This is a genomic window from Pseudomonas sp. NBRC 111131 (assembly GCF_001320525.1).
Taxonomy (GTDB): Bacteria; Pseudomonadota; Gammaproteobacteria; order Pseudomonadales; family Pseudomonadaceae; genus Aquipseudomonas; species Aquipseudomonas ceruminis.
The window spans coordinates 372,604-390,668 of record NZ_BCBH01000001.1 but is presented as its reverse complement, the minus strand read 5'-3'; the positions used below and the strand labels follow the sequence as shown (position 1 = coordinate 390,668).

Below are 18,065 nucleotides of genomic sequence, written 5' to 3'. Positions count from 1 at the left end.
AGTCGTCGGCACGGTGACGCATTGTATCGGAAAGCCGAGCGCCGTGCTCGGCCTTGCCGTTGCTCAGGCGGCGTCGACGTGCACAGGCACGCCATTGAGTGCAGCGTTACCTGACACGGCATCTCGCAAGCGCTCATCGGTCAGGTCGTTGGCACTGACGCCAGGTTGGGCCTGAGCCACTTGCAAGTGCACGCCCTGGCGGCCGTGGCCAAAGCCATGCGGCAGGCTGACCACACCCGGCATCATCTCCTCACTGGCCTGCACCTCCACTTCGAGAGTGCCCGTGCGTGAGCGGATGCGCACCTGCTGGCCATCCTCCAGTAGCCGCTGACGCATGTCCTGTGGATGCATCAGCAATTGATGGCGCGCCTTGCCTTTGATCAGGCGATGGAAGTTGTGCATCCACGAGTTGTTGCTGCGCACATGCCGGCGACCGATCAGCAACAGCTCCCCCGGCGCTGCCGGTGCTTGCGCGGCAAGTCGCCGCAAATCATCCAGGATGATCTGCGGCGCCACCTCGACGGCCTTGCTGACAGTGGCCAGGCGCGCACTCAAGTTTGCACGCAACGGGCCGAGGTCAAGACCGTGCGGGTGGGTGTCCAATGTGTCGAGCGAAAGCTGCCAACTGCTCGCGTCGCCATAACGGCCCTTGCGCAGCGCCGCATCGATCATCTGTGCCGGCGCCACGGTCGGCTTGAGTGCCAGCCCTGCACGGCGGGCGAAGGCCTGGGCCAGGCCCACAAAGATTTCCCAGTCATGCAGCGCACCTTGTGGCTTGGGCAGGATCGCCCGATTGAAACGGGTGACATTACGCACGGCCAGCAGGTTGAAGGTGCTGTCGTAATGGTCGTTCTCCAATGCCGAAGTGGACGGCAGGATCAGGTCGGCATGACAAGTGGTCTCGTTGATGTACAGGTCGATGCTGAGCATGAAGTCCAGGCCTTGCAACGCTGTATCCAGCTGTCGGCCGTTGGGGGTGGACAGCACCGGGTTACCGGCAACGGTCACCAGGGCCCGTACCTGCCCGGCGCCGGGGGTCAACATCTCCTCGGCCAACGCCGCCACAGGCAGCTCGCCCGCGTACTCGGGCAAGCCGGAGACGCGGCTCTGCCAGACATTGAAATGGCCACCTGAAGTGCTGGCTACCAGGTCGACGGCGGGTTCGGTACACAGCGCTCCACCTTCGCGGTCGAGGTTGCCGGTGACCAGGTTGATCACTTGTACCAGCCAGTGGCAAAGCGTGCCGAAGGTTTGGGTCGACACGCCCATGCGGCCATAGCAAACGGCCTTGTCGGCGGCGGCGAAGTCCCGCGCCAGTTGGCGAATACTGACAGCGTCGATACCGCACAGGGGGCTCATCGCCTCGGCACTGAACGGGGCAATCGCCTCACGTACCTGCTCTACGCCATTGGCCGGAAGATGCGAGCCACGCGCCAGCCCCTCGTCGAACAGGGTGTTGAGTAGCCCGCACAGCAACGCGGCATCGCCACCGGGGCGAATGAACAAATGACGGTCGGCCATGGCCGCTGTTTCGCTGCGCCTTGGGTCCACCACCACCAATTGCCCGCCACGGGCCTTCAAGGCCTTCAGGCGTTTTTCCACATCCGGCACGGTCATGATGCTGCCGTTGGAGGCTAGCGGGTTGCCGCCGAGGATCAGCATGAAATCGGTATGATCGATGTCCGGAATCGGCAACAACAGGCCGTGGCCATACATCAGGTGGCTGGTCAGGTGCTGGGGCAGCTGGTCCACCGACGTCGCGGAAAAGCGGTTACGCGTCTTCAGCAGGCCCAGGAAATAGTTGCTGTGGGTCATCAAGCCGTAGTTGTGCACGCTGGGGTTGCCCTGGTAAACGGCGATGGCGTTCTGGCCATGGGCCTGCTGGATCGACCACAGCCTCTCGGCCGCCAGCGCAAAGGCTTCATCCCAGCCGATGGCGTGCCACTGGCTGCCGACTCGCCGATGCGGCTGGCGCAGGCGGTCCGGGTCGTCCTGAATGTCCTGCAGGGCGACGGCCTTGGGGCAGATATGGCCACGGCTGAACGGGTCCAACGGATCGCCCTTGATCGAGGTGATACGCTCACGCCCGTCATCGCCACGGTTGACTGCGATGTTCAACCCGCAGATCGCTTCGCACAGGTGACAGGCACGGTGGTGCAGGGTCTGGGTCATGGCCGCCTCTGCCTTGTTGTTGTTCAACGCCGACTATGCGCCCTGCCCATACACCGGCTCCAGCGCACTTTGCAGCGTGAATCCCCCGACATCAGTCGCACGATTTGCGACAGCCATTTGCCAAATTGCCAGCAAGCCGTGTACAACCTTCTGTAATTAATAAAAAACAGCGCAGGCTCAATGGGTAATGACACCCTTTGCAACAGAGCAGCTGTTTCCCCTCTTGGTTTCAGGCGACATTTAATTATAGTATTGCGCCTTTCCCTATTACGTCCGCCCCGTGCGGCTTACGCCGCAGGTCACTCCCGTTGTCAAAAAAAACCATACGGTCGACCTGCATACCGTTGCAGATAAGGTAGTTAATCATGAGCGCTAGGCACTTTCTCTCCCTGCTGGATTTCACCACCGACGAATTGCTCGGTGTGATCCGCCGAGGCATCGAGCTGAAGGACCTGCGCAAGCGCGGCGTGCTGTTCGAGCCTCTGAAAAACCGTGTCCTGGGCATGATCTTCGAAAAGTCCTCGACCCGTACCCGCGTGTCGTTCGAGGCCGGCATGATCCAGCTTGGCGGCCAGGCCATCTTCCTGTCCCCACGCGATACCCAACTGGGGCGCGGCGAGCCGATCAGCGACAGCGCCATCGTGCTCTCGAGCATGGTCGATGCAGTGATGATCCGCACCCATGCCCACAGCACCCTTACCGAATTCGCCGCCAATTCGCGCGTGCCGCTGATCAACGGCTTGTCCGATGAGTCGCACCCCTGCCAGTTGCTGGCTGACATGCAGACGTTCCTGGAGCACCGCGGTTCGATCCAGGGCAAGACCGTGGCGTGGATTGGCGATGGCTTCAACATGTGCAACTCCTACATCGAGGCTGCCCGTCAGTTCGACTTCCAGCTGCGTATCGCCTGCCCGGAAGGTTACGACCCGGACCCACGCTTCATGGCGCTGGGCGGTGAGCATGTGCATATCGTGCGGGATCCGCGTGAAGCGGTGCGCGGTGCACACCTGGTCACCACGGATGTCTGGACTTCCATGGGCCAGGAGGAGGAAACTGCACGGCGCCTGGCGCATTTTGCGCCTTACCAGGTTACCCGCGAACTGCTCGACCTGGCGGCACCCGACGCCCTGTTCATGCACTGCCTGCCCGCCCACCGCGGCGAGGAAATCAGCCATGACCTGCTCGACGACCCACGTTCGGTCGCCTGGGACCAGGCTGAAAACCGCCTGCATGCACAGAAGGCCCTTCTCGAATTCCTTGTAGAACCGGCTTACCACCACGCATGAGTCAACCCCTACTGCTCAACCTGCGCAACCTCGCCTGCGGCTACGGCGACCAGCGCATCGTCCAGAACCTCAACCTGCACCTGAACGCAGGCGACATCGGTTGCCTGCTGGGTTCTTCGGGTTGCGGCAAGACCACCACCCTGCGCGCCATCGCCGGCTTCGAGCCGGTGCATGAAGGCGAGATCCAGCTGGCCGGCGAGGTCATTTCCCGCGCCGGCTTCACCCAGGCCCCGGAGAAACGCCGGATTGGCATGGTCTTTCAGGACTACGCCCTGTTTCCGCACCTGACCGTGGCGCAGAACATTGCGTTCGGCATCGCCAAGCACCCGCGCCAGGCGCAGGTGGTCGAGGAGATGCTTGAACTGGTCAAGCTCGGCGGCCTGGGCGGGCGTTACCCGCACGAGTTGTCCGGTGGCCAGCAGCAGCGTGTCGCCCTCGCCCGGGCGCTGGCACCTGAACCACAGTTGCTGCTGCTCGATGAGCCGTTTTCCAACCTGGACGTCGAGCTGCGTCGGCGCCTGAGCCATGAGGTCCGCGACATCCTCAAGAGCCGCGGCACCAGTGCGATCCTGGTTACCCATGACCAGGAAGAAGCCTTCGCGGTCAGCGATCATGTGGGTGTGTTCAAGGAAGGCCGCCTCGAGCAGTGGGATACGCCCTACAACCTCTACCATGAGCCGCAAACGCCGTTCGTTGCCAGTTTCATCGGCCAGGGTTACTTCATCCGCGGCCAGATGAGCAGCCATGAGGCGGTCAATACCGAGCTCGGCGAGCTGCGTGGTAACCGTGCCTACATCATGGCGCCTGGGAGTTCGGTGGACGTCCTGCTGCGCCCTGACGACATCGTTCATGCCGCAGACAGCACATTGCGGGCAAACATCGTTGGCAAGAGCTTCCTCGGCGCCTCGACGCTGTACCGCCTGCAGTTGCCGACCGGCAGCCAGTTGGAGGCAATCTTCCCGAGCCATGTCGACCATCAGGTGGGCGACGATGTCGGGATCGCCGTGAAGGCCGACCACCTCGTGCTGTTCCCGGTACCGGGCAGTGTCGCGGCCCAGCTGCCTCGACAGGAAAATGGCGTGCGCCGCTACAGCGCAGCGACCTGATCAGGACGCCGGGGCTGCCGCGCAGCCCCGAAGCGTTCAACCCCGGCCGATGCCAGCGAATGTGCCTTGGGTATGCTCGGCCAGCACCGCCGCAGCCAGCTCCACCTCCAACCCTCGCCGCCCAGCGCTGACATGGATGGTTGCAAAATTTTGCGCCGAGTCATCGATAAAAGTACGCAGGCGCTTTTTCTGCCCTAACGGGCTGATCCCACCCACCAGATATCCCGTTGCGCGTTGCGCTGCCGCCGGGTCAGCCATCTCGCACTTCTTCACGCCTGCGGCATGGGCCAGGGCCTTGAGGTCCAGCGTCCCCACTACCGGTACCACGGCCACCAGCAACTCGCCTTTCTCACTGCTGGCCAGCAAGGTCTTGAACACTTGCTGGGGGTCCAGCCCAAGCTTTTCTGCCGCCTCCAGCCCATATGACGCCGATTTCGGATCATGTTCGTAACTGTGCACGCGATGTTCGGCGCGGGCCTTTTTCAAAAGATCGAGGGCGGGGGTCATGCAGTACTCCGGTCTGGGACAGATCGGCGGCTACTTTAGGACAAATCCCACATCCCAGCCAGTTTGCATCTGACGCGCCTCTCTAGCACGCGGACTCAGGGAGCGAGCGGGCGCCCAGAACGTGACCGACCGTTCACTTTCGACCTTTGACATAAGCGTTTCTTGTCTATATTTTTTCGTTTCTGAATAAATGGTGCACTTTTTGGGTGCATTCCACATGCCCGGGTCAATGGGGATAGACACCGGGCTTTGCTGTCGAGCGCCACGCGCCTCACAACAAAAAAAACGAGGTCACACATGACGACTGCTCTACGCGAACCCACGCTGTCCAGCCAATGCCTGGCCGAGTTCCTCGGCACCGCACTGCTCATCTTCTTCGGTACCGGTTGCGTCGCCGCTCTCAAGGTGGCGGGCGCCAGCTTCGGCTTGTGGGAAATCAGCATTATCTGGGGTGTCGGCGTAAGCATGGCGATCTACCTCACCGCGGGTATTTCCGGGGCGCATCTGAACCCCGCGGTCAGCATCGCGCTAACCCTGTTCGCCAGCTTCGACAAGCGCAAACTGCCGTTCTACATGCTGGCCCAGATCGGCGGGGCATTCTGCGGTGCGGCCCTGGTCTACACCCTGTACAGCAGCCTGTTCTTCGATTTCGAACACACCCACGCCATGTTGCGCGGCAGCAGCCAGAGCCTGGAGCTCGCTTCGGTGTTCTCCACCTATCCGCACCCTTCGCTTTCCACCGGCCAGGCATTCCTGGTCGAAGTGGTGATCACCGCCATCCTGATGGCGGTGATCATGGCCCTGACCGACGACAACAACGGCCTGCCCCGCGGCGCCATGGCGCCACTGCTGATCGGCTTGTTGATCGCCGTGATCGGCAGCGCCATGGGCCCGCTGACCGGCTTCGCCATGAACCCGGCCCGCGATTTCGGGCCAAAATTGATGACCTTCCTGGCCGGCTGGGGCGAAATCGCCTTTACCGGCGGCCGGGACATTCCTTACTTCCTGGTTCCGGTGTTCGCACCGATCCTCGGCGCTTGCCTGGGCGCCGCGCTCTATCGCGGCCTGATCGCCCGCAACCTGCCGAAGGTGCAAGGCGAGAACCTTGAGACAAACGACAATCGCCAGGGCGATACTCAAGCCAACTGACGCTGGCGCCCTGACCTCCCCCTTACGCAAGGCCTACGACCATGACAGACACCCAGGATAAGAACTACATCATCGCCCTGGACCAGGGCACCACAAGTTCGCGGGCCATCATCTTCGACCGCGATGCCAATGTGGTCGGCACCTCCCAACGCGAGTTCGTCCAGCATTACCCGCAAGCCGGTTGGGTCGAACACGACCCAATGGAGATCTTCGCCACGCAGAGCGCGACCATGGTCGAAGCCTTGGCGCAGGCCGGTATCAGCCATGCCCAGGTGGCCGCGCTGGGCATTACCAACCAGCGTGAGACCACGGTGGTGTGGGACAAGGAAACCGGCCGCCCGGTGTACAACGCAATCGTCTGGCAGTGCCGACGCAGCACCGAGATCTGTGCGCAACTCAAGCGTGACGGGCATGAAGACTACATTCGCGAGAGCACCGGCCTGGTCACCGACCCGTATTTCTCCGGCACCAAGCTCAAGTGGATCCTCGATAACGTCGAGGGCGCCCGCGCACGCGCCGAGCGTGGCGAGTTGCTGTTCGGCACCATCGATACCTGGCTGATCTGGAAGTTCTCCGGCGGCAAGGTGCATGTCACCGATTACACCAACGCCTCGCGCACCCTGATGTTCAACATCCATAGCCTGCAATGGGACGACAAGCTGTTGCAGATCCTTGGTATCCCGCGTCAGATGCTGCCCGAGGTGCGCCCTTCTTCCGAAGTCTACGGCCACACCAAGAGCGGCATCGCCATCGCCGGTATCGCCGGTGACCAGCAATCGGCGCTGTTCGGGCAGATGTGCGTGGAACCTGGCCAGGCCAAGAACACCTATGGCACCGGTTGTTTCCTGTTGATGAACACTGGCGACAAGGCGGTCCGATCGTCCCACGGTTTGCTCACGACCATTGCCTGCGGCCCACGAGGCGAGGTGGCGTATGCGCTGGAAGGCGCAGTGTTCAACGGCGGCTCTACCGTGCAGTGGCTGCGTGACGAGTTGAAGATCGTCAACGACGCACTCGATACCGAGTACTTCGCCAGCAAGGTCAAGGACAGCAATGGCGTTTATCTGGTCCCTGCATTCACCGGGCTGGGTGCCCCCTACTGGGACCCGTATGCCCGCGGGGCGCTGTTCGGCCTGACCCGAGGTGTCAAGGTCGACCATATTATCCGCGCCGCGCTGGAGTCGATCGCTTACCAGACCCGCGATGTTCTCGATGCCATGCAACAGGATTGCGGCGAGCGCCTGTCCGAACTGCGTGTAGACGGCGGTGCAGTGGCCAACAACTTCCTCATGCAGTTCCAGGCCGACATCCTCGGCACCTGCGTCGAGCGCCCGAAAATGCGCGAAACCACTGCCCTTGGCGCCGCGTACCTGGCAGGCCTGGCCTGTGGGTTCTGGAGCGGACTGGAAGAGCTGCGCGACAAGGCGATCATCGAGCGCGAGTTCAGCCCACAACTGGATGAGGCGCAGAAGGAGAAACTGTACGCCGGCTGGAAGAAGGCGGTCGACCGTACCCGGGACTGGGAAGATCACGACGCTTGATCTTAGGTAATGGGGCCGCGAAGCGGCCCTATAGTCTACTGGCCGTCATCCCTTTCCTACGGCATCATTGCAGAATTTGTCCGGCAGCCCAAAAGGACCGCCCATGAATCTGCCCCCCCGCCAACAACAAATTCTCGAGCTGGTGCGTGAACGCGGCTATGTCAGCATCGAGGAAATGGCGCAGCTGTTTATCGTCACCCCGCAAACCATTCGTCGCGACATCAACCAGCTGGCCGAGCTCAACCTGCTGCGCCGCTACCATGGTGGCGCCGCATATGACTCCAGCGTCGAGAACACCGCCTATGCCATGCGCGCCGACCAGATGCGCGACGAAAAGCAGCGCATCGCCGAAGCCGTGGCCAAGCAGATTCCCGACCATGCCTCGGTCTTCATCAACATTGGCACAACCACCGAATCGATTGCCCGGGCACTGCTCAACCATAGCCATCTGAAAGTCATTACCAACAACCTGCACGTAGCCTCGATCCTGGCGGCCAAGGATGATTTCGACGTGCTGGTGGCTGGCGGCACGGTGCGCCGTGACGGTGGCGTGGTCGGCCAAGCCAGCGTCGACTTCATCAACCAGTTCAAGGTCGACTTTGCGTTGGTCGGCATCAGCGGCATCGATGAAGATGGCAGCCTGCTGGACTTCGATTACCAGGAAGTACGGGTGTCCCAAGCCATCATCGCCAATGCGCGGCAGGTCATTCTGGCGGCCGACTCCAGCAAGTTCGGGCGTAATGCCATGGTTCGCCTGGGGTCGATCAGTCTCGTCGACTGCCTGGTGACCGACCAGCCCCCAACCCCGACCCTGTCCCAACTGCTGAACCAGTACAAGATCCGACTGGACGTAGTCTGAACGCAAGCGGGCCAGCCAATGGCCCGCCATTTTCGATATTGTTCATTTCTTTGTCATCCGATCAGTTTTTTCTATAAAGACTGACTGGCGACCGGCTTGCTGTTGCGCTAATATTTTCGAAAACGAACATCAATGTTCATATTCGATGTGAACAGCCCCAGGAGGCCTTGCCCGTGTCCCAGCCCGTTTCGTCCAAGCTACCCCTCGCCGACTGCTACGACCTCGCCGTGATCGGCGGTGGCATCAATGGCGTGGGCATTGCTGCCGACGCCGCCGGGCGCGGTCTGAAGGTGTTCCTTTGCGAAAAGGATGACCTGGCGCAGCACACCTCCTCGGCCAGCAGCAAGCTTATCCATGGCGGCCTGCGCTACCTGGAGCACTACGAGTTCCGTCTGGTGCGCGAGGCCCTGGCCGAACGCGAAGTGCTGCTGGCCAAGGCGCCGCATATCGTCAAGCCGATGCGCTTCGTGCTGCCGCACCGCCCGCACCTACGTCCAGCCTGGATGATCCGCGCTGGCCTGTTCCTCTATGATCACCTGGGCAAACGCAAGCGCCTGGGAGCGTCGCGCAGTCTGCGCTTCGGCCCTGGCTATCCGCTCAAGCCGTCCATCACCCGTGGCTTCGAGTACGCGGACTGCGCTGTGGACGATGCCCGCCTTGTAGTGCTCAATGCCATGGCCGCCCGTGAGCACGGCGCCCATATCCATACCCGCACCCGCTGCCTGCGCGCAGAGCGTGTGGACGGTTTGTGGCAAGTGGAATTGCAGCATGCTGATGGCAGCCAGCAGAGCATTCGTGCCCGGGCGTTGGTCAACGCCGCAGGCCCGTGGGTTGCCAGTTTCATCAAGGACGACCTCAAGCTCGACGCGCCGTACGGCATTCGTCTGATCCAGGGCAGCCATCTCATCGTGCCGCGCCTCTATGAAGGGGACCATGCCTACATTCTGCAGAATGAAGACCAGCGCATCGTCTTTTGCATTCCGTACCTGGACCGCTTCACCCTGATAGGCACAACAGACCGCGAATACAGCGGTGATCCCGCCAAGGTGGCAATCACCGAGCAGGAAACCGACTATCTGCTGAAGGTGGTCAACGCACACTTCAATCACCAGCTGAACCGCAGCGACATCCTGCACACCTACGCCGGTGTACGTCCGCTTTGCAACGACGAATCGGACAACCCGTCCGCGGTCACGCGTGACTACACCCTTGCCCTATCCGCAGCTCAGGGCCAGGCGCCGTTACTGTCGGTGTTTGGCGGCAAACTCACTACGTACCGCAAGCTTGCAGAATCGGCCATGACAGAACTGAAGCCGTTCTTCACCCAGATGGGCAAAAGCTGGACAGCCAGCGCCGCATTGCCTGGGGGCGAGGGCATGAGCACGCCTCAGGCATTGATCGACGAACTGCTCGCGCGCCACCCATGGCTTGCGCCGGATATCGCCAAGCGCTGGGCGGTGACCTACGGCAGCCGCACCTGGCAACTGCTGGAGGGCGTGAACGGCCCGAACGATCTGGGCCAGGCGATCGGCGGCGGCTTGTTCACCCGGGAAGTGGATTACCTGCGCAAAACCGAGTGGGCCGTCAGTGCACAGGACATCCTCTGGCGGCGGACCAAACTGGGTCTGTTCACCAGTGAGAACGAGCAACGCGCCCTGGCTGATTACCTTGCACAAGGCGACGTCCGCAGCGACGCCGCCTGAACCTTGCGCGGCGACCTGGCGGTCGCCTGCCCTCAAACCTCCCGAGCGTACGCTTCCCTGGCCAGTTCCAGGTACAGCGCGCGCTCTTGGGCGTTCAGCTCTGCCATCAAGGCTGCGGCGCGCTCAAGGTAAAGCTGCTCCCCCGCCTCCCCCACCTGGCGCTCAAACCCCTCCAGTTGCTCATGAAACGGCGCGGCGAGGGCTTCAAAGCGCTCAGGGTAGCGATTTCGCACATACCCTTGCCAAAACTCACGCTGTGCCAGTGAATGGCTAAGCACGTCGACGTTCTCGCCTGCGAGTACCGCCGTGCGCGCACGCATGATCCGTGTTTGCGTTACGCCGCTGTGCTCGGGATAGTTCATGTGCTGAGGCTGAGCCGGAAGGCCCAGGCTGTTGGCCAGGTTGACGCGATACGCCAGGTAAACCTCGATGTCATCCACAGCGGCATAAAGGTCCTGGCGCATTTCTTCGATATGCCGAGCGGCAATGCTGTCAACCTCGTCCAGACGATAGAGCGAGCGCCCCAGGTTTAACAAGGTCACTTCGGCGGGCGCAGCGCCAGCCTCCAACGTGTGCAAGGCAATATGAGCCCTGACCTCCAGTTGGCTGAGGATCAGCAACAGCCGGTCCTCGCAGGTCCTGGGCCCTCGTACCTGCCAGAACACAGCCTCACGCACATCGGTGTTATCCGCGCAAAGCTCCAGCACTCGCCATATCCTGGCGCGGTAGTAGCGCGGGTGATCGAGAAAGTCATCCGAGTGGGCAAAATCCCTGAGGAAGCGAAACAAGTCCCCTGACTGCGGCTCCTCGGACAAACGCGTCCAGACCTGCAAGCGCCGATCGCGCAAGGCGTCCGCTGCATTACCCAGCCATTGCTGTTGCAAATTGCCGTCTGCGATGGCGTGACGATACGAACTGCGCCGCAGTGTCACATCATTACTGCTGCTGCGGGCAACCAGGGCCTCACTGGCTTCATCCAGGGGATTGTCATGCAACGACAGGCGCCGTAACCGATCGCCCAGACTACGCAGATCGCCGTTCACCCGGCGAATCTGATTCTCACGAATATCCACCAGGCCCCGCCAGGGCATCAAGGCTTCGTCGGGTACGGCGGACAGCCCCGTCGCGCGCAGTGAGACCTCGCGCAGGTGGCGTAACCCTGAGAGATCGGGAATTTGGCCCAGCGGGTTATAGGTGAGATCGAGCTGCTGAAGCATCGAAAGGCTGGCCAACCTTTGATTGTCGGGGGCATCAAAGACTATCTGGTTACCCGCCAGGTGCAACCGGCGTAGCTCGCAAAGACGTTCCAGCCCAACCGGCAAGGTGGTCAACTGATTATCCCGTAGGTCGAGTTCACGAAGCTGGGTAAACCTGCGCAGGAAATCCTCATCAACCTGCTCAAGGCTCATGTTGCGCAACGTCAAGCGCCGAACATGCGTGAAGTGGATGTCTGCCGGCAAGCGCGGCAGGCTGCCCACCTGTTCACCCTCGATATGCAGTACAAAATCGTCCCCGGCCAGGCCAGCCGTCTTGCGCCGCCAAGCGCGGCGAATCTGGTTGGCCACACGTTGGCGCCTGAGCCCATCCATGAAGTTCACGCGCTCACGCTGCCAGGCGTCGAGCGCCTCACGCAAGCTTTCCAACTGCTGCTGCAGGGTACTCAAGTGGTCCCACAATCCGATCCGACGGTTCATCAGGTCGCGCAGGTAAGCGTCCAGCTGGGCGTCGGTCAAGGTAGGGAAAATCTCATGTATACCTCGGCGGATAGCCTGGCGGCTGCTCTCACCGCCGCCACTTAGCGCATAACCGATGCGGCCGTCGACTATTCGCTGCGGCGGGCGATAGCGTTCCGCAATAGGCAAAAGGCCCATTAACTTCGCTGTATTTTCCCGATCAGCGCTGGCCCGTTGAGCAAGCCGCTCGCCCAGTTCACGGGCACTCAACTGCCCCCCGCCAAGCCTGGCTTTCTGACCTTCATCAAAGGTACGGATCAAGCACGTCAACAAGCCCTGGCCAAGCACTGGCGGGTTACCGTCAGCCAGCTGATAGCCCTGCGCAGTCTGGATAACGGCTTGGATGTGCGTTGCGTCGGGCCCTCCACTGGCTGCCAACAAGCGGCCACCCACTTCCTCCTGGCGCAATTCGATGCGCACCGACGCCGGCCAAGGCGCCAGTTCATCGATCAGCGCCAGCGCCAGGCGCTCACTGTCAGCATTGACAGCGCCGACGTGCTCAAGCCCCAACAATGCGCGGTCCAGGCGGCTCTCCCTTACGCACCAGCGGGCACGCTCGGCCATTGCCAACGGCACCCTGCCGCTGACCAGCAGCGCCTTGATCTGTTCACCATTGGCCTGCGCAAGGATTTCTTCGGCGCCGGGCACGGACAAGCCTGGGAATGCCCTGATCAGCAGGGCCCCTGCACCCGATGCTTGCCCCTGATGCGTGGCCAGCGCTCGCTCGAATGCAGCCCCCCGCAAAAGCGGCTGAAGGTCATGCAACGCGTAGCGCGCATGGGCATCGCGCAAACGAGCGGGGGCCGGCGCCGCTTGCAGATGCAGGTGGCGAACCTGGTCCGGCTCGAGGCCGGTGATGCGCAGCACAGCCTCCGCGGTCTGGTCGGACACTTGCGCCAAATCGCCCCCAAACCTGCGCACAAGCGCACCGCTGCCATCAAGGTGATGCGCCGAGACCGGCCAGTGCGCCAGCCTGGATCGGCCCTCGCCCTCATGCAAGGGCGTGAGCGCATCAACAAACGGAACACGCTCGAGTACCCGCCCTACCCCAACCTGCGCGACCCCCACCACTGCCCCGACTGCCAGGTTCTGCGCCACGCCAAAAAGATGATCCAAGGCCCCCTGACGGTCACCGATGCGCCAATCGGCATAACCTTTATACACCTCGCTGACCACATCCACCGCTGCCACGGCGAGCATCACTCCCCGTAGAACCGGGATGAACAGCGCTGACAGGTTGAGCAGATCAAGCCCTGCGCTTTTGAAGGCCTCCAACCGCTGATGGCGCTCGATAGCGGTCTCGTCGGCAGTGGGTACCGCCAGGACACGTGCGTCGTCGAGCATCTTGTCCACCTGCAAGCGGCGCAGGTAGGCGAACAACGGCTCATCGATCGCAAAGTTGCGCCCATCCAACTCGGCGGGCGCCTGGGGACTGCTCGCTTCGATAAGCCGCTCCAGGGTAGCGGTGAAGGCCGGCCGATCACGTTCACTGATGAAACGCCTGAAAAAGTCACGGTAATGGGGCGCGCGCAGCCGTTTGGCCAGCCATTGGTAGAAATCGGCCCAGGCGCCATGGCCGGTCACAGACCGATACGGGTCCTGCGGTATCCAGCTGATGATTCGCACCAGTGGCCCTGCGCCGTGTTCGCGCATTTCCCAGGCAACGACCCCGTGGATGCGTTTGCCCAACAGGTACAGCTGGCGCGGTGTGGCAACACCACTGACCGCCGGCACGACAGCCTTGGCATTGAACACAGGCAGCAAGCGCAGGTAGTCGACGTCGTCCAGCTCGGATTTGATCCTGGCCATCCGCACCGCAACGTCCATTTTCGCGCGCAGGTTTTCTTCGAACATGCGCTCGACGGCTGCGTGGGCATAGTCTTTGGGCGCAGGCGGTCTGCTTTTTGGAAACAGCTGCGCACGCAGCAGCTGCTGATACTGCCCACCGATATCCAACGCCCTGCAACAGCGGGCAAACGCATCGAACGTCATTGGCAGCCTGCTCCCCTTGGCGTCCTGCAGATGCGCCCGCCTGCGAAGTGACGGCGAGGTCTCATCTTCATGGAAATTGTGCATCGCGGCCGTCAACAACGGTTGCACGCTGCGCAGTGTCCTCCAGGGCGTATACAGCCGCGGCGCTGCGCTGGGCATGGGCACATCCTGCTCGATGCAGACCTGCATGCTTCGCACATCGACATCCGCCAGGCCACGGGTTCGCAGTGCCTGCTCCAGAACCGCCGAGGCAAAGGCCTCCAGGCTAGGGAGGCTGGCGAGCTTGTTTTTGACAGTTTCCGCTGCTGCCTGCTCGGTGTGCAGCGCCCTGTGGAACGTCAGAAGCAGGTCGACATCGGCGGTCCTCAGCCAGGGTGCAAGCTGGCGGGCAATGAAGGCATCGACGGAATCGGAAGGTATCGGAATGGCAGACACGACAAAGGCTCCTGTTGAGGGGACTGCAAGCTCAACAGGTCCGTTTATCGCAGTGGCGTTACTTAATGCTGAGGGGCACGGATAGGCGCACATCACGCGTTCGGATTGCCGAACGCGATACACTCACTCATTCGGCCTTCCGACCACCCATGAATGCGGAAAAACCTTCACATAGGGTTCATGCCCAGGCATTTCGGGGGGTTATGATCACTGGCAGAGCTTGGCACGAGTCATGCTCTACACTTGGAAGCCGAATGCACAGCGCTTCACGCTGTCTTCGTTGAACGAAAGAGTCCGCCAACGGCTCCATAAAAAAAACAAACACGTCGAGGAAAATTTGATGCGTATCGTTCGTCAATTGCTGGGCGCCGCCATCGCGGCTGCAGTCATCGCTTCGCCGGCCATGGCCGAGGAGCTGACCGGCACCCTGAAGAAGATCAAGGACTCGGGCACCATCACCCTGGGGCACCGTGACTCCTCCATTCCATTTTCCTACCTGGCTGGCAAGCCGGAACCGGTGGGCTACTCCCATGACATTCAGTTGGCCGTCGTCGAAGCCCTGAAAAAGCAACTGGGCACCGACATCAAGGTCAAGTACAACCTCGTCACTTCCCAGACCCGCATCCCGCTGGTGCAGAACGGCACGGTCGACCTTGAGTGCGGCTCCACCACCAACAACGTCGAGCGCCAGCAGCAAGTCGGCTTCTCGGTGGGCATCTTCGAAGTGGGTACCCGCCTGCTGACCAAGGTCAAGGATGGCCAGCCATCCTATAAGGACTTCCCGGACCTGGCCGGCAAGAACGTGGTGACCACTGCAGGCACCACTTCCGAGCGCATCCTCAAGGCAATGAATGCCGACAAGCAGATGAAGATGAACGTGATTTCCGCCAAGGACCACGGTGAAGCCTTCAACATGCTCGAAAGCGGCCGCGCCGTGGCCTTCATGATGGACGACGCCCTGCTCGCCGGTGAAATGGCCAAGGCGCGCAAGCCGTCCGACTGGGTCATCACCGGTACCCCGCAGTCGTACGAAATTTACGGCTGCATGGTGCGCAAGGATGACGCCCAGTTCAAGAAAGCGGTCGACGACGCCATCGTGGGCTACTTCAAGTCGGGCGAAGTCAACAAGAGCTACGACAAGTGGTTCCAGCAGCCAATCCCGCCAAAGGGCCTGAACCTGCAGTTCCCGATGAGCGACGAGCTTAAAAAACTGATCGCCGAGCCGACCGACAAGGCGGCGGACGAGAAGAAGTCCTGATCCTCAGCTAGTGGCCTGGTGCGCGAGCGCACGAATCATTTCTGCAGGCCACTCATTAGTGTCTAACCTTTCATCCGAGGGCGCTCTGCGCCCCCGGATGCTCGAAGGTGCCCGTGAAACAACCGTCTGAGGGGAAATCCCGATGAATTACAACTGGGACTGGGGCGTGTTCTTCAAGTCCACCGGTGTGGGCAGCGAAACCTATCTGGACTGGTACATCACCGGCCTGGGCTGGACCATCGCCATCTCCATCACTGCCTGGATCATCGCGCTGCTGCTGGGGTCGGTCCTCGGTGTCATGCGTACCGTGCCGAACCGCCTGGTATCAGGCATCGCCACCGCCTACGTGGAGCTGTTCCGCAACGTGCCGCTGCTGGTGCAGCTGTTCATCTGGTACTTCCTGGTGCCGGACCTGCTGCCCGAAGGCCTGCAGGAATGGTTCAAGCAAGACCTCAACCCGACCACCTCGGCCCTGATCAGCGTCGTCGTCTGCCTGGGCCTGTTCACCGCCGCCCGGGTCTGCGAACAGGTGCGTACCGGCATCCAGGCGCTGCCCCGTGGCCAGGAAGCCGCCGCCCGCGCCATGGGTTTCAGCCTCCCGCAGATCTACAACAACGTGCTGTTGCCGCAGGCTTATCGGATCATCATTCCACCGCTCACGTCCGAGTTCCTGAACGTGTTCAAGAACTCGTCGGTAGCCTCCCTGATCGGGCTGATGGAGCTGCTGGCACAGACCAAGCAGACGGCCGAGTTTTCCGCCAACCTGTTCGAGGCGTTCACCCTGGCCACGCTGATCTACTTCACCCTGAACATGGGCCTGATGCTGCTCATGCGCCTGGTCGAGAAGAAAGTTGCCGTACCGGGCCTGATTTCCGTGGGGGGCAAGTAAATGGACATGGATTTCAGCGAAATCATCCCGGCCCTGCCTGCCCTGTGGGAAGGCATGGTCATGACCCTCAAGCTGATGGTCATGGGCGTTGTTGGCGGTATCGTGCTGGGCACCGTCCTGGCCCTGATGCGCTTGTCGTCGAGCAAGCTGATGTCGCGCCTGGCAGGCGCGTACGTCAACTATTTCCGCTCGATCCCGCTGCTGCTGGTGATCACCTGGTTCTACCTGGCAGTGCCTTTCGTGCTGCGCTGGATCACGGGTGAAGACACCCCGGTCGGGGCCTTCACCTCCTGCGTGGTGGCCTTCATGATGTTCGAGGCCGCGTACTTCTGTGAAATCGTGCGCGCCGGCGTGCAGTCGATTTCCAAGGGCCAGATGGGTGCCGCGCAGGCGCTGGGCATGAACTACGGCCAGACCATGCGTCTGATCATCCTGCCCCAGGCGTTTCGCAAGATGACCCCGCTGTTGCTGCAGCAGAGCATCATCCTGTTCCAGGACACCTCGCTGGTGTACACCGTGGGCCTGGTCGACTTCCTCAACTCGGCACGCTCCAACGGCGACATCATCGGGCGCTCCCATGAGTTCCTGATCTTCGCCGGGGTCGTCTACTTCCTTATCAGCTTCTCCGCTTCGTGGCTGGTCAAGCGCCTGCAAAAAAGGATCACCGTATGATTTCCATCAAGAACGTCAACAAGTGGTACGGCGACTTCCAGGTACTGACCGACTGCAGCACCGAGGTCAAGAAAGGCGAAGTGGTGGTAGTGTGCGGCCCTTCGGGTTCGGGCAAGTCCACCTTGATCAAGTGCGTCAACGCGCTGGAACCCTTCCAGAAGGGCGACATTGTGGTCGACGGCACCTCCATCGCCGACCCGAAGACCAACCTGCCCAAGCTTCGCTCGCGGGTGGGCATGGTGTTCCAGCACTTCGAACTGTTCCCGCACCTGACCATCACCGATAACCTCACGATCGCCCAGCGCAAGGTACTGGGCCGCAGCGAGGCAGAAGCCACCAAGAAGGGCCTGGCCCTGCTCGACCGGGTAGGCCTCAGTGCTCAGGCGAAGAAGCACCCTGGCCAGCTTTCCGGCGGCCAGCAGCAGCGTGTGGCCATTGCCCGCGCCCTGGCGATGGACCCAATCGTCATGCTGTTCGACGAGCCCACCTCGGCGCTGGACCCGGAAATGGTCAGCGAGGTACTGGATGTGATGGTGCAGTTGGCCCATGAAGGCATGACCATGATGTGCGTGACCCACGAGATGGGCTTTGCCCGCAAAGTGGCCAACCGCGTCATCTTCATGGACAAGGGCAGCATCATCGAAGATTGCACCAAGGAAGAGTTCTTCGGTGATCAGAGCGTGCGCGACCAACGCACCCAGCACTTCCTCAGCAAGATCCTGCAACACTAAGTCGCACACAGTACCCGCTGCCCAGGCCCTCG

At 61.6% G+C, this 18,065-nt stretch carries 13 protein-coding genes; 10 read left to right on the top strand and 3 right to left on the bottom strand.

Going from position 1 to position 18,065, the window contains the following annotated elements:
- Positions 1 to 63: 63 nt before the first annotated feature.
- A complete protein-coding gene (locus APH34_RS01745) occupies positions 64 to 2,172 on the bottom strand; it encodes a molybdopterin oxidoreductase family protein (protein ID WP_054899516.1) in 2,109 nt (702 codons plus the stop codon).
- A gap of 365 nt (positions 2,173 to 2,537) precedes the next feature.
- Between APH34_RS01745 and argF the strand changes: the two genes are divergently transcribed.
- Together argF and APH34_RS01735 are read left to right on the top strand one after the other, a co-directional pair.
- Positions 2,538 to 3,458 carry an ornithine carbamoyltransferase gene (argF, locus tag APH34_RS01740; protein WP_054899443.1) on the top strand — a complete coding sequence of 307 codons (921 nt, stop codon included), beginning with the start codon at positions 2,538 to 2,540 and terminating at the stop codon, positions 3,456 to 3,458.
- Positions 3,455 to 4,564: an ABC transporter ATP-binding protein gene (locus tag APH34_RS01735; RefSeq protein ID WP_054899442.1), complete on the top strand. Its 1,110-nt coding sequence runs from the start codon at positions 3,455 to 3,457 to the stop codon at positions 4,562 to 4,564. The genes argF and APH34_RS01735 overlap by 4 nt, the downstream gene beginning before the upstream one ends.
- Positions 4,565 to 4,600: 36 nt before the next feature.
- Here the strand turns inward: APH34_RS01735 and ybaK are convergent, their stop codons facing one another.
- Positions 4,601 to 5,071: a Cys-tRNA(Pro) deacylase gene (ybaK, locus tag APH34_RS01730; RefSeq protein WP_054899441.1), complete on the bottom strand. Its 471-nt coding sequence runs from the start codon at positions 5,069 to 5,071 to the stop codon at positions 4,601 to 4,603.
- Positions 5,072 to 5,368: 297 nt separating this feature from the next.
- On the opposite strand from ybaK, the gene APH34_RS01725 reads away from it, so the two are divergent.
- The 4 genes from APH34_RS01725 to glpD all read left to right on the top strand — a co-directional run bounded on the left by APH34_RS01725 (position 5,369) and on the right by glpD (position 10,323).
- A complete protein-coding gene (locus APH34_RS01725; RefSeq protein ID WP_054899440.1) occupies positions 5,369 to 6,220 on the top strand; it encodes an MIP/aquaporin family protein in 852 nt (283 codons plus the stop codon).
- A 41-nt stretch (positions 6,221 to 6,261) separates the two neighbouring features.
- Complete coding sequence (gene glpK, locus APH34_RS01720; RefSeq protein ID WP_054899439.1) at positions 6,262 to 7,761, top strand: glycerol kinase GlpK; 1,500 nt, start codon at positions 6,262 to 6,264, stop codon at positions 7,759 to 7,761.
- A gap of 103 nt (positions 7,762 to 7,864) precedes the next feature.
- Positions 7,865 to 8,620: a DNA-binding transcriptional repressor GlpR gene (glpR, locus tag APH34_RS01715; protein ID WP_054899438.1), complete on the top strand. Its 756-nt coding sequence runs from the start codon at positions 7,865 to 7,867 to the stop codon at positions 8,618 to 8,620.
- Positions 8,621 to 8,793: 173 nt separating this feature from the next.
- Positions 8,794 to 10,323 carry a glycerol-3-phosphate dehydrogenase gene (gene glpD, locus APH34_RS01710; protein ID WP_054899437.1) on the top strand — a complete coding sequence of 510 codons (1,530 nt, stop codon included), beginning with the start codon at positions 8,794 to 8,796 and terminating at the stop codon, positions 10,321 to 10,323.
- A 32-nt stretch (positions 10,324 to 10,355) separates the two neighbouring features.
- Here the strand turns inward: glpD and APH34_RS01705 are convergent, their stop codons facing one another.
- A complete protein-coding gene (locus APH34_RS01705) occupies positions 10,356 to 14,483 on the bottom strand; it encodes an NEL-type E3 ubiquitin ligase domain-containing protein (RefSeq protein WP_054899436.1) in 4,128 nt (1,375 codons plus the stop codon).
- Positions 14,484 to 14,823: 340 nt separating this feature from the next.
- On the opposite strand from APH34_RS01705, the gene APH34_RS01700 reads away from it, so the two are divergent.
- The 4 genes from APH34_RS01700 to APH34_RS01685 all read left to right on the top strand — a co-directional run bounded on the left by APH34_RS01700 (position 14,824) and on the right by APH34_RS01685 (position 18,033).
- Positions 14,824 to 15,741 carry a glutamate/aspartate ABC transporter substrate-binding protein gene (locus tag APH34_RS01700; RefSeq protein WP_054899435.1) on the top strand — a complete coding sequence of 306 codons (918 nt, stop codon included), beginning with the start codon at positions 14,824 to 14,826 and terminating at the stop codon, positions 15,739 to 15,741.
- Between the two features lie 142 nt (positions 15,742 to 15,883).
- A complete protein-coding gene (locus APH34_RS01695; RefSeq protein ID WP_054899434.1) occupies positions 15,884 to 16,630 on the top strand; it encodes an amino acid ABC transporter permease in 747 nt (248 codons plus the stop codon).
- Entirely contained in the window at positions 16,631 to 17,302 is a 672-nt protein-coding gene (locus APH34_RS01690; RefSeq protein WP_054899433.1) for an amino acid ABC transporter permease, read from the top strand.
- Entirely contained in the window at positions 17,299 to 18,033 is a 735-nt protein-coding gene (locus APH34_RS01685) for an amino acid ABC transporter ATP-binding protein (protein ID WP_054899432.1), read from the top strand. Before APH34_RS01690 ends, APH34_RS01685 begins: the two co-directional genes overlap by 4 nt.
- Positions 18,034 to 18,065 lie beyond the last annotated feature (32 nt).

Bases quoted from the DNA above. Each gene is read 5' to 3' on its own strand.
- APH34_RS01745 (WP_054899516.1), bottom strand. From the start codon at position 2,172: ATGACCCAGACCCTGCACCACCGTGCCTGTCACCTGTGCGAAGCGATC.
- argF (WP_054899443.1), top strand. From the start codon at position 2,538: ATGAGCGCTAGGCACTTTCTCTCCCTGCTGGATTTCACCACCGACGAA.
- APH34_RS01735 (WP_054899442.1), top strand. From the start codon at position 3,455: ATGAGTCAACCCCTACTGCTCAACCTGCGCAACCTCGCCTGCGGCTAC.
- ybaK (WP_054899441.1), bottom strand. From the start codon at position 5,071: ATGACCCCCGCCCTCGATCTTTTGAAAAAGGCCCGCGCCGAACATCGC.
- APH34_RS01725 (WP_054899440.1), top strand. From the start codon at position 5,369: ATGACGACTGCTCTACGCGAACCCACGCTGTCCAGCCAATGCCTGGCC.
- glpK (WP_054899439.1), top strand. From the start codon at position 6,262: ATGACAGACACCCAGGATAAGAACTACATCATCGCCCTGGACCAGGGC.
- glpR (WP_054899438.1), top strand. From the start codon at position 7,865: ATGAATCTGCCCCCCCGCCAACAACAAATTCTCGAGCTGGTGCGTGAA.
- APH34_RS01700 (WP_054899435.1), top strand. From the start codon at position 14,824: ATGCGTATCGTTCGTCAATTGCTGGGCGCCGCCATCGCGGCTGCAGTC.
- APH34_RS01695 (WP_054899434.1), top strand. From the start codon at position 15,884: ATGAATTACAACTGGGACTGGGGCGTGTTCTTCAAGTCCACCGGTGTG.
- APH34_RS01690 (WP_054899433.1), top strand. From the start codon at position 16,631: ATGGACATGGATTTCAGCGAAATCATCCCGGCCCTGCCTGCCCTGTGG.
- APH34_RS01685 (WP_054899432.1), top strand. From the start codon at position 17,299: ATGATTTCCATCAAGAACGTCAACAAGTGGTACGGCGACTTCCAGGTA.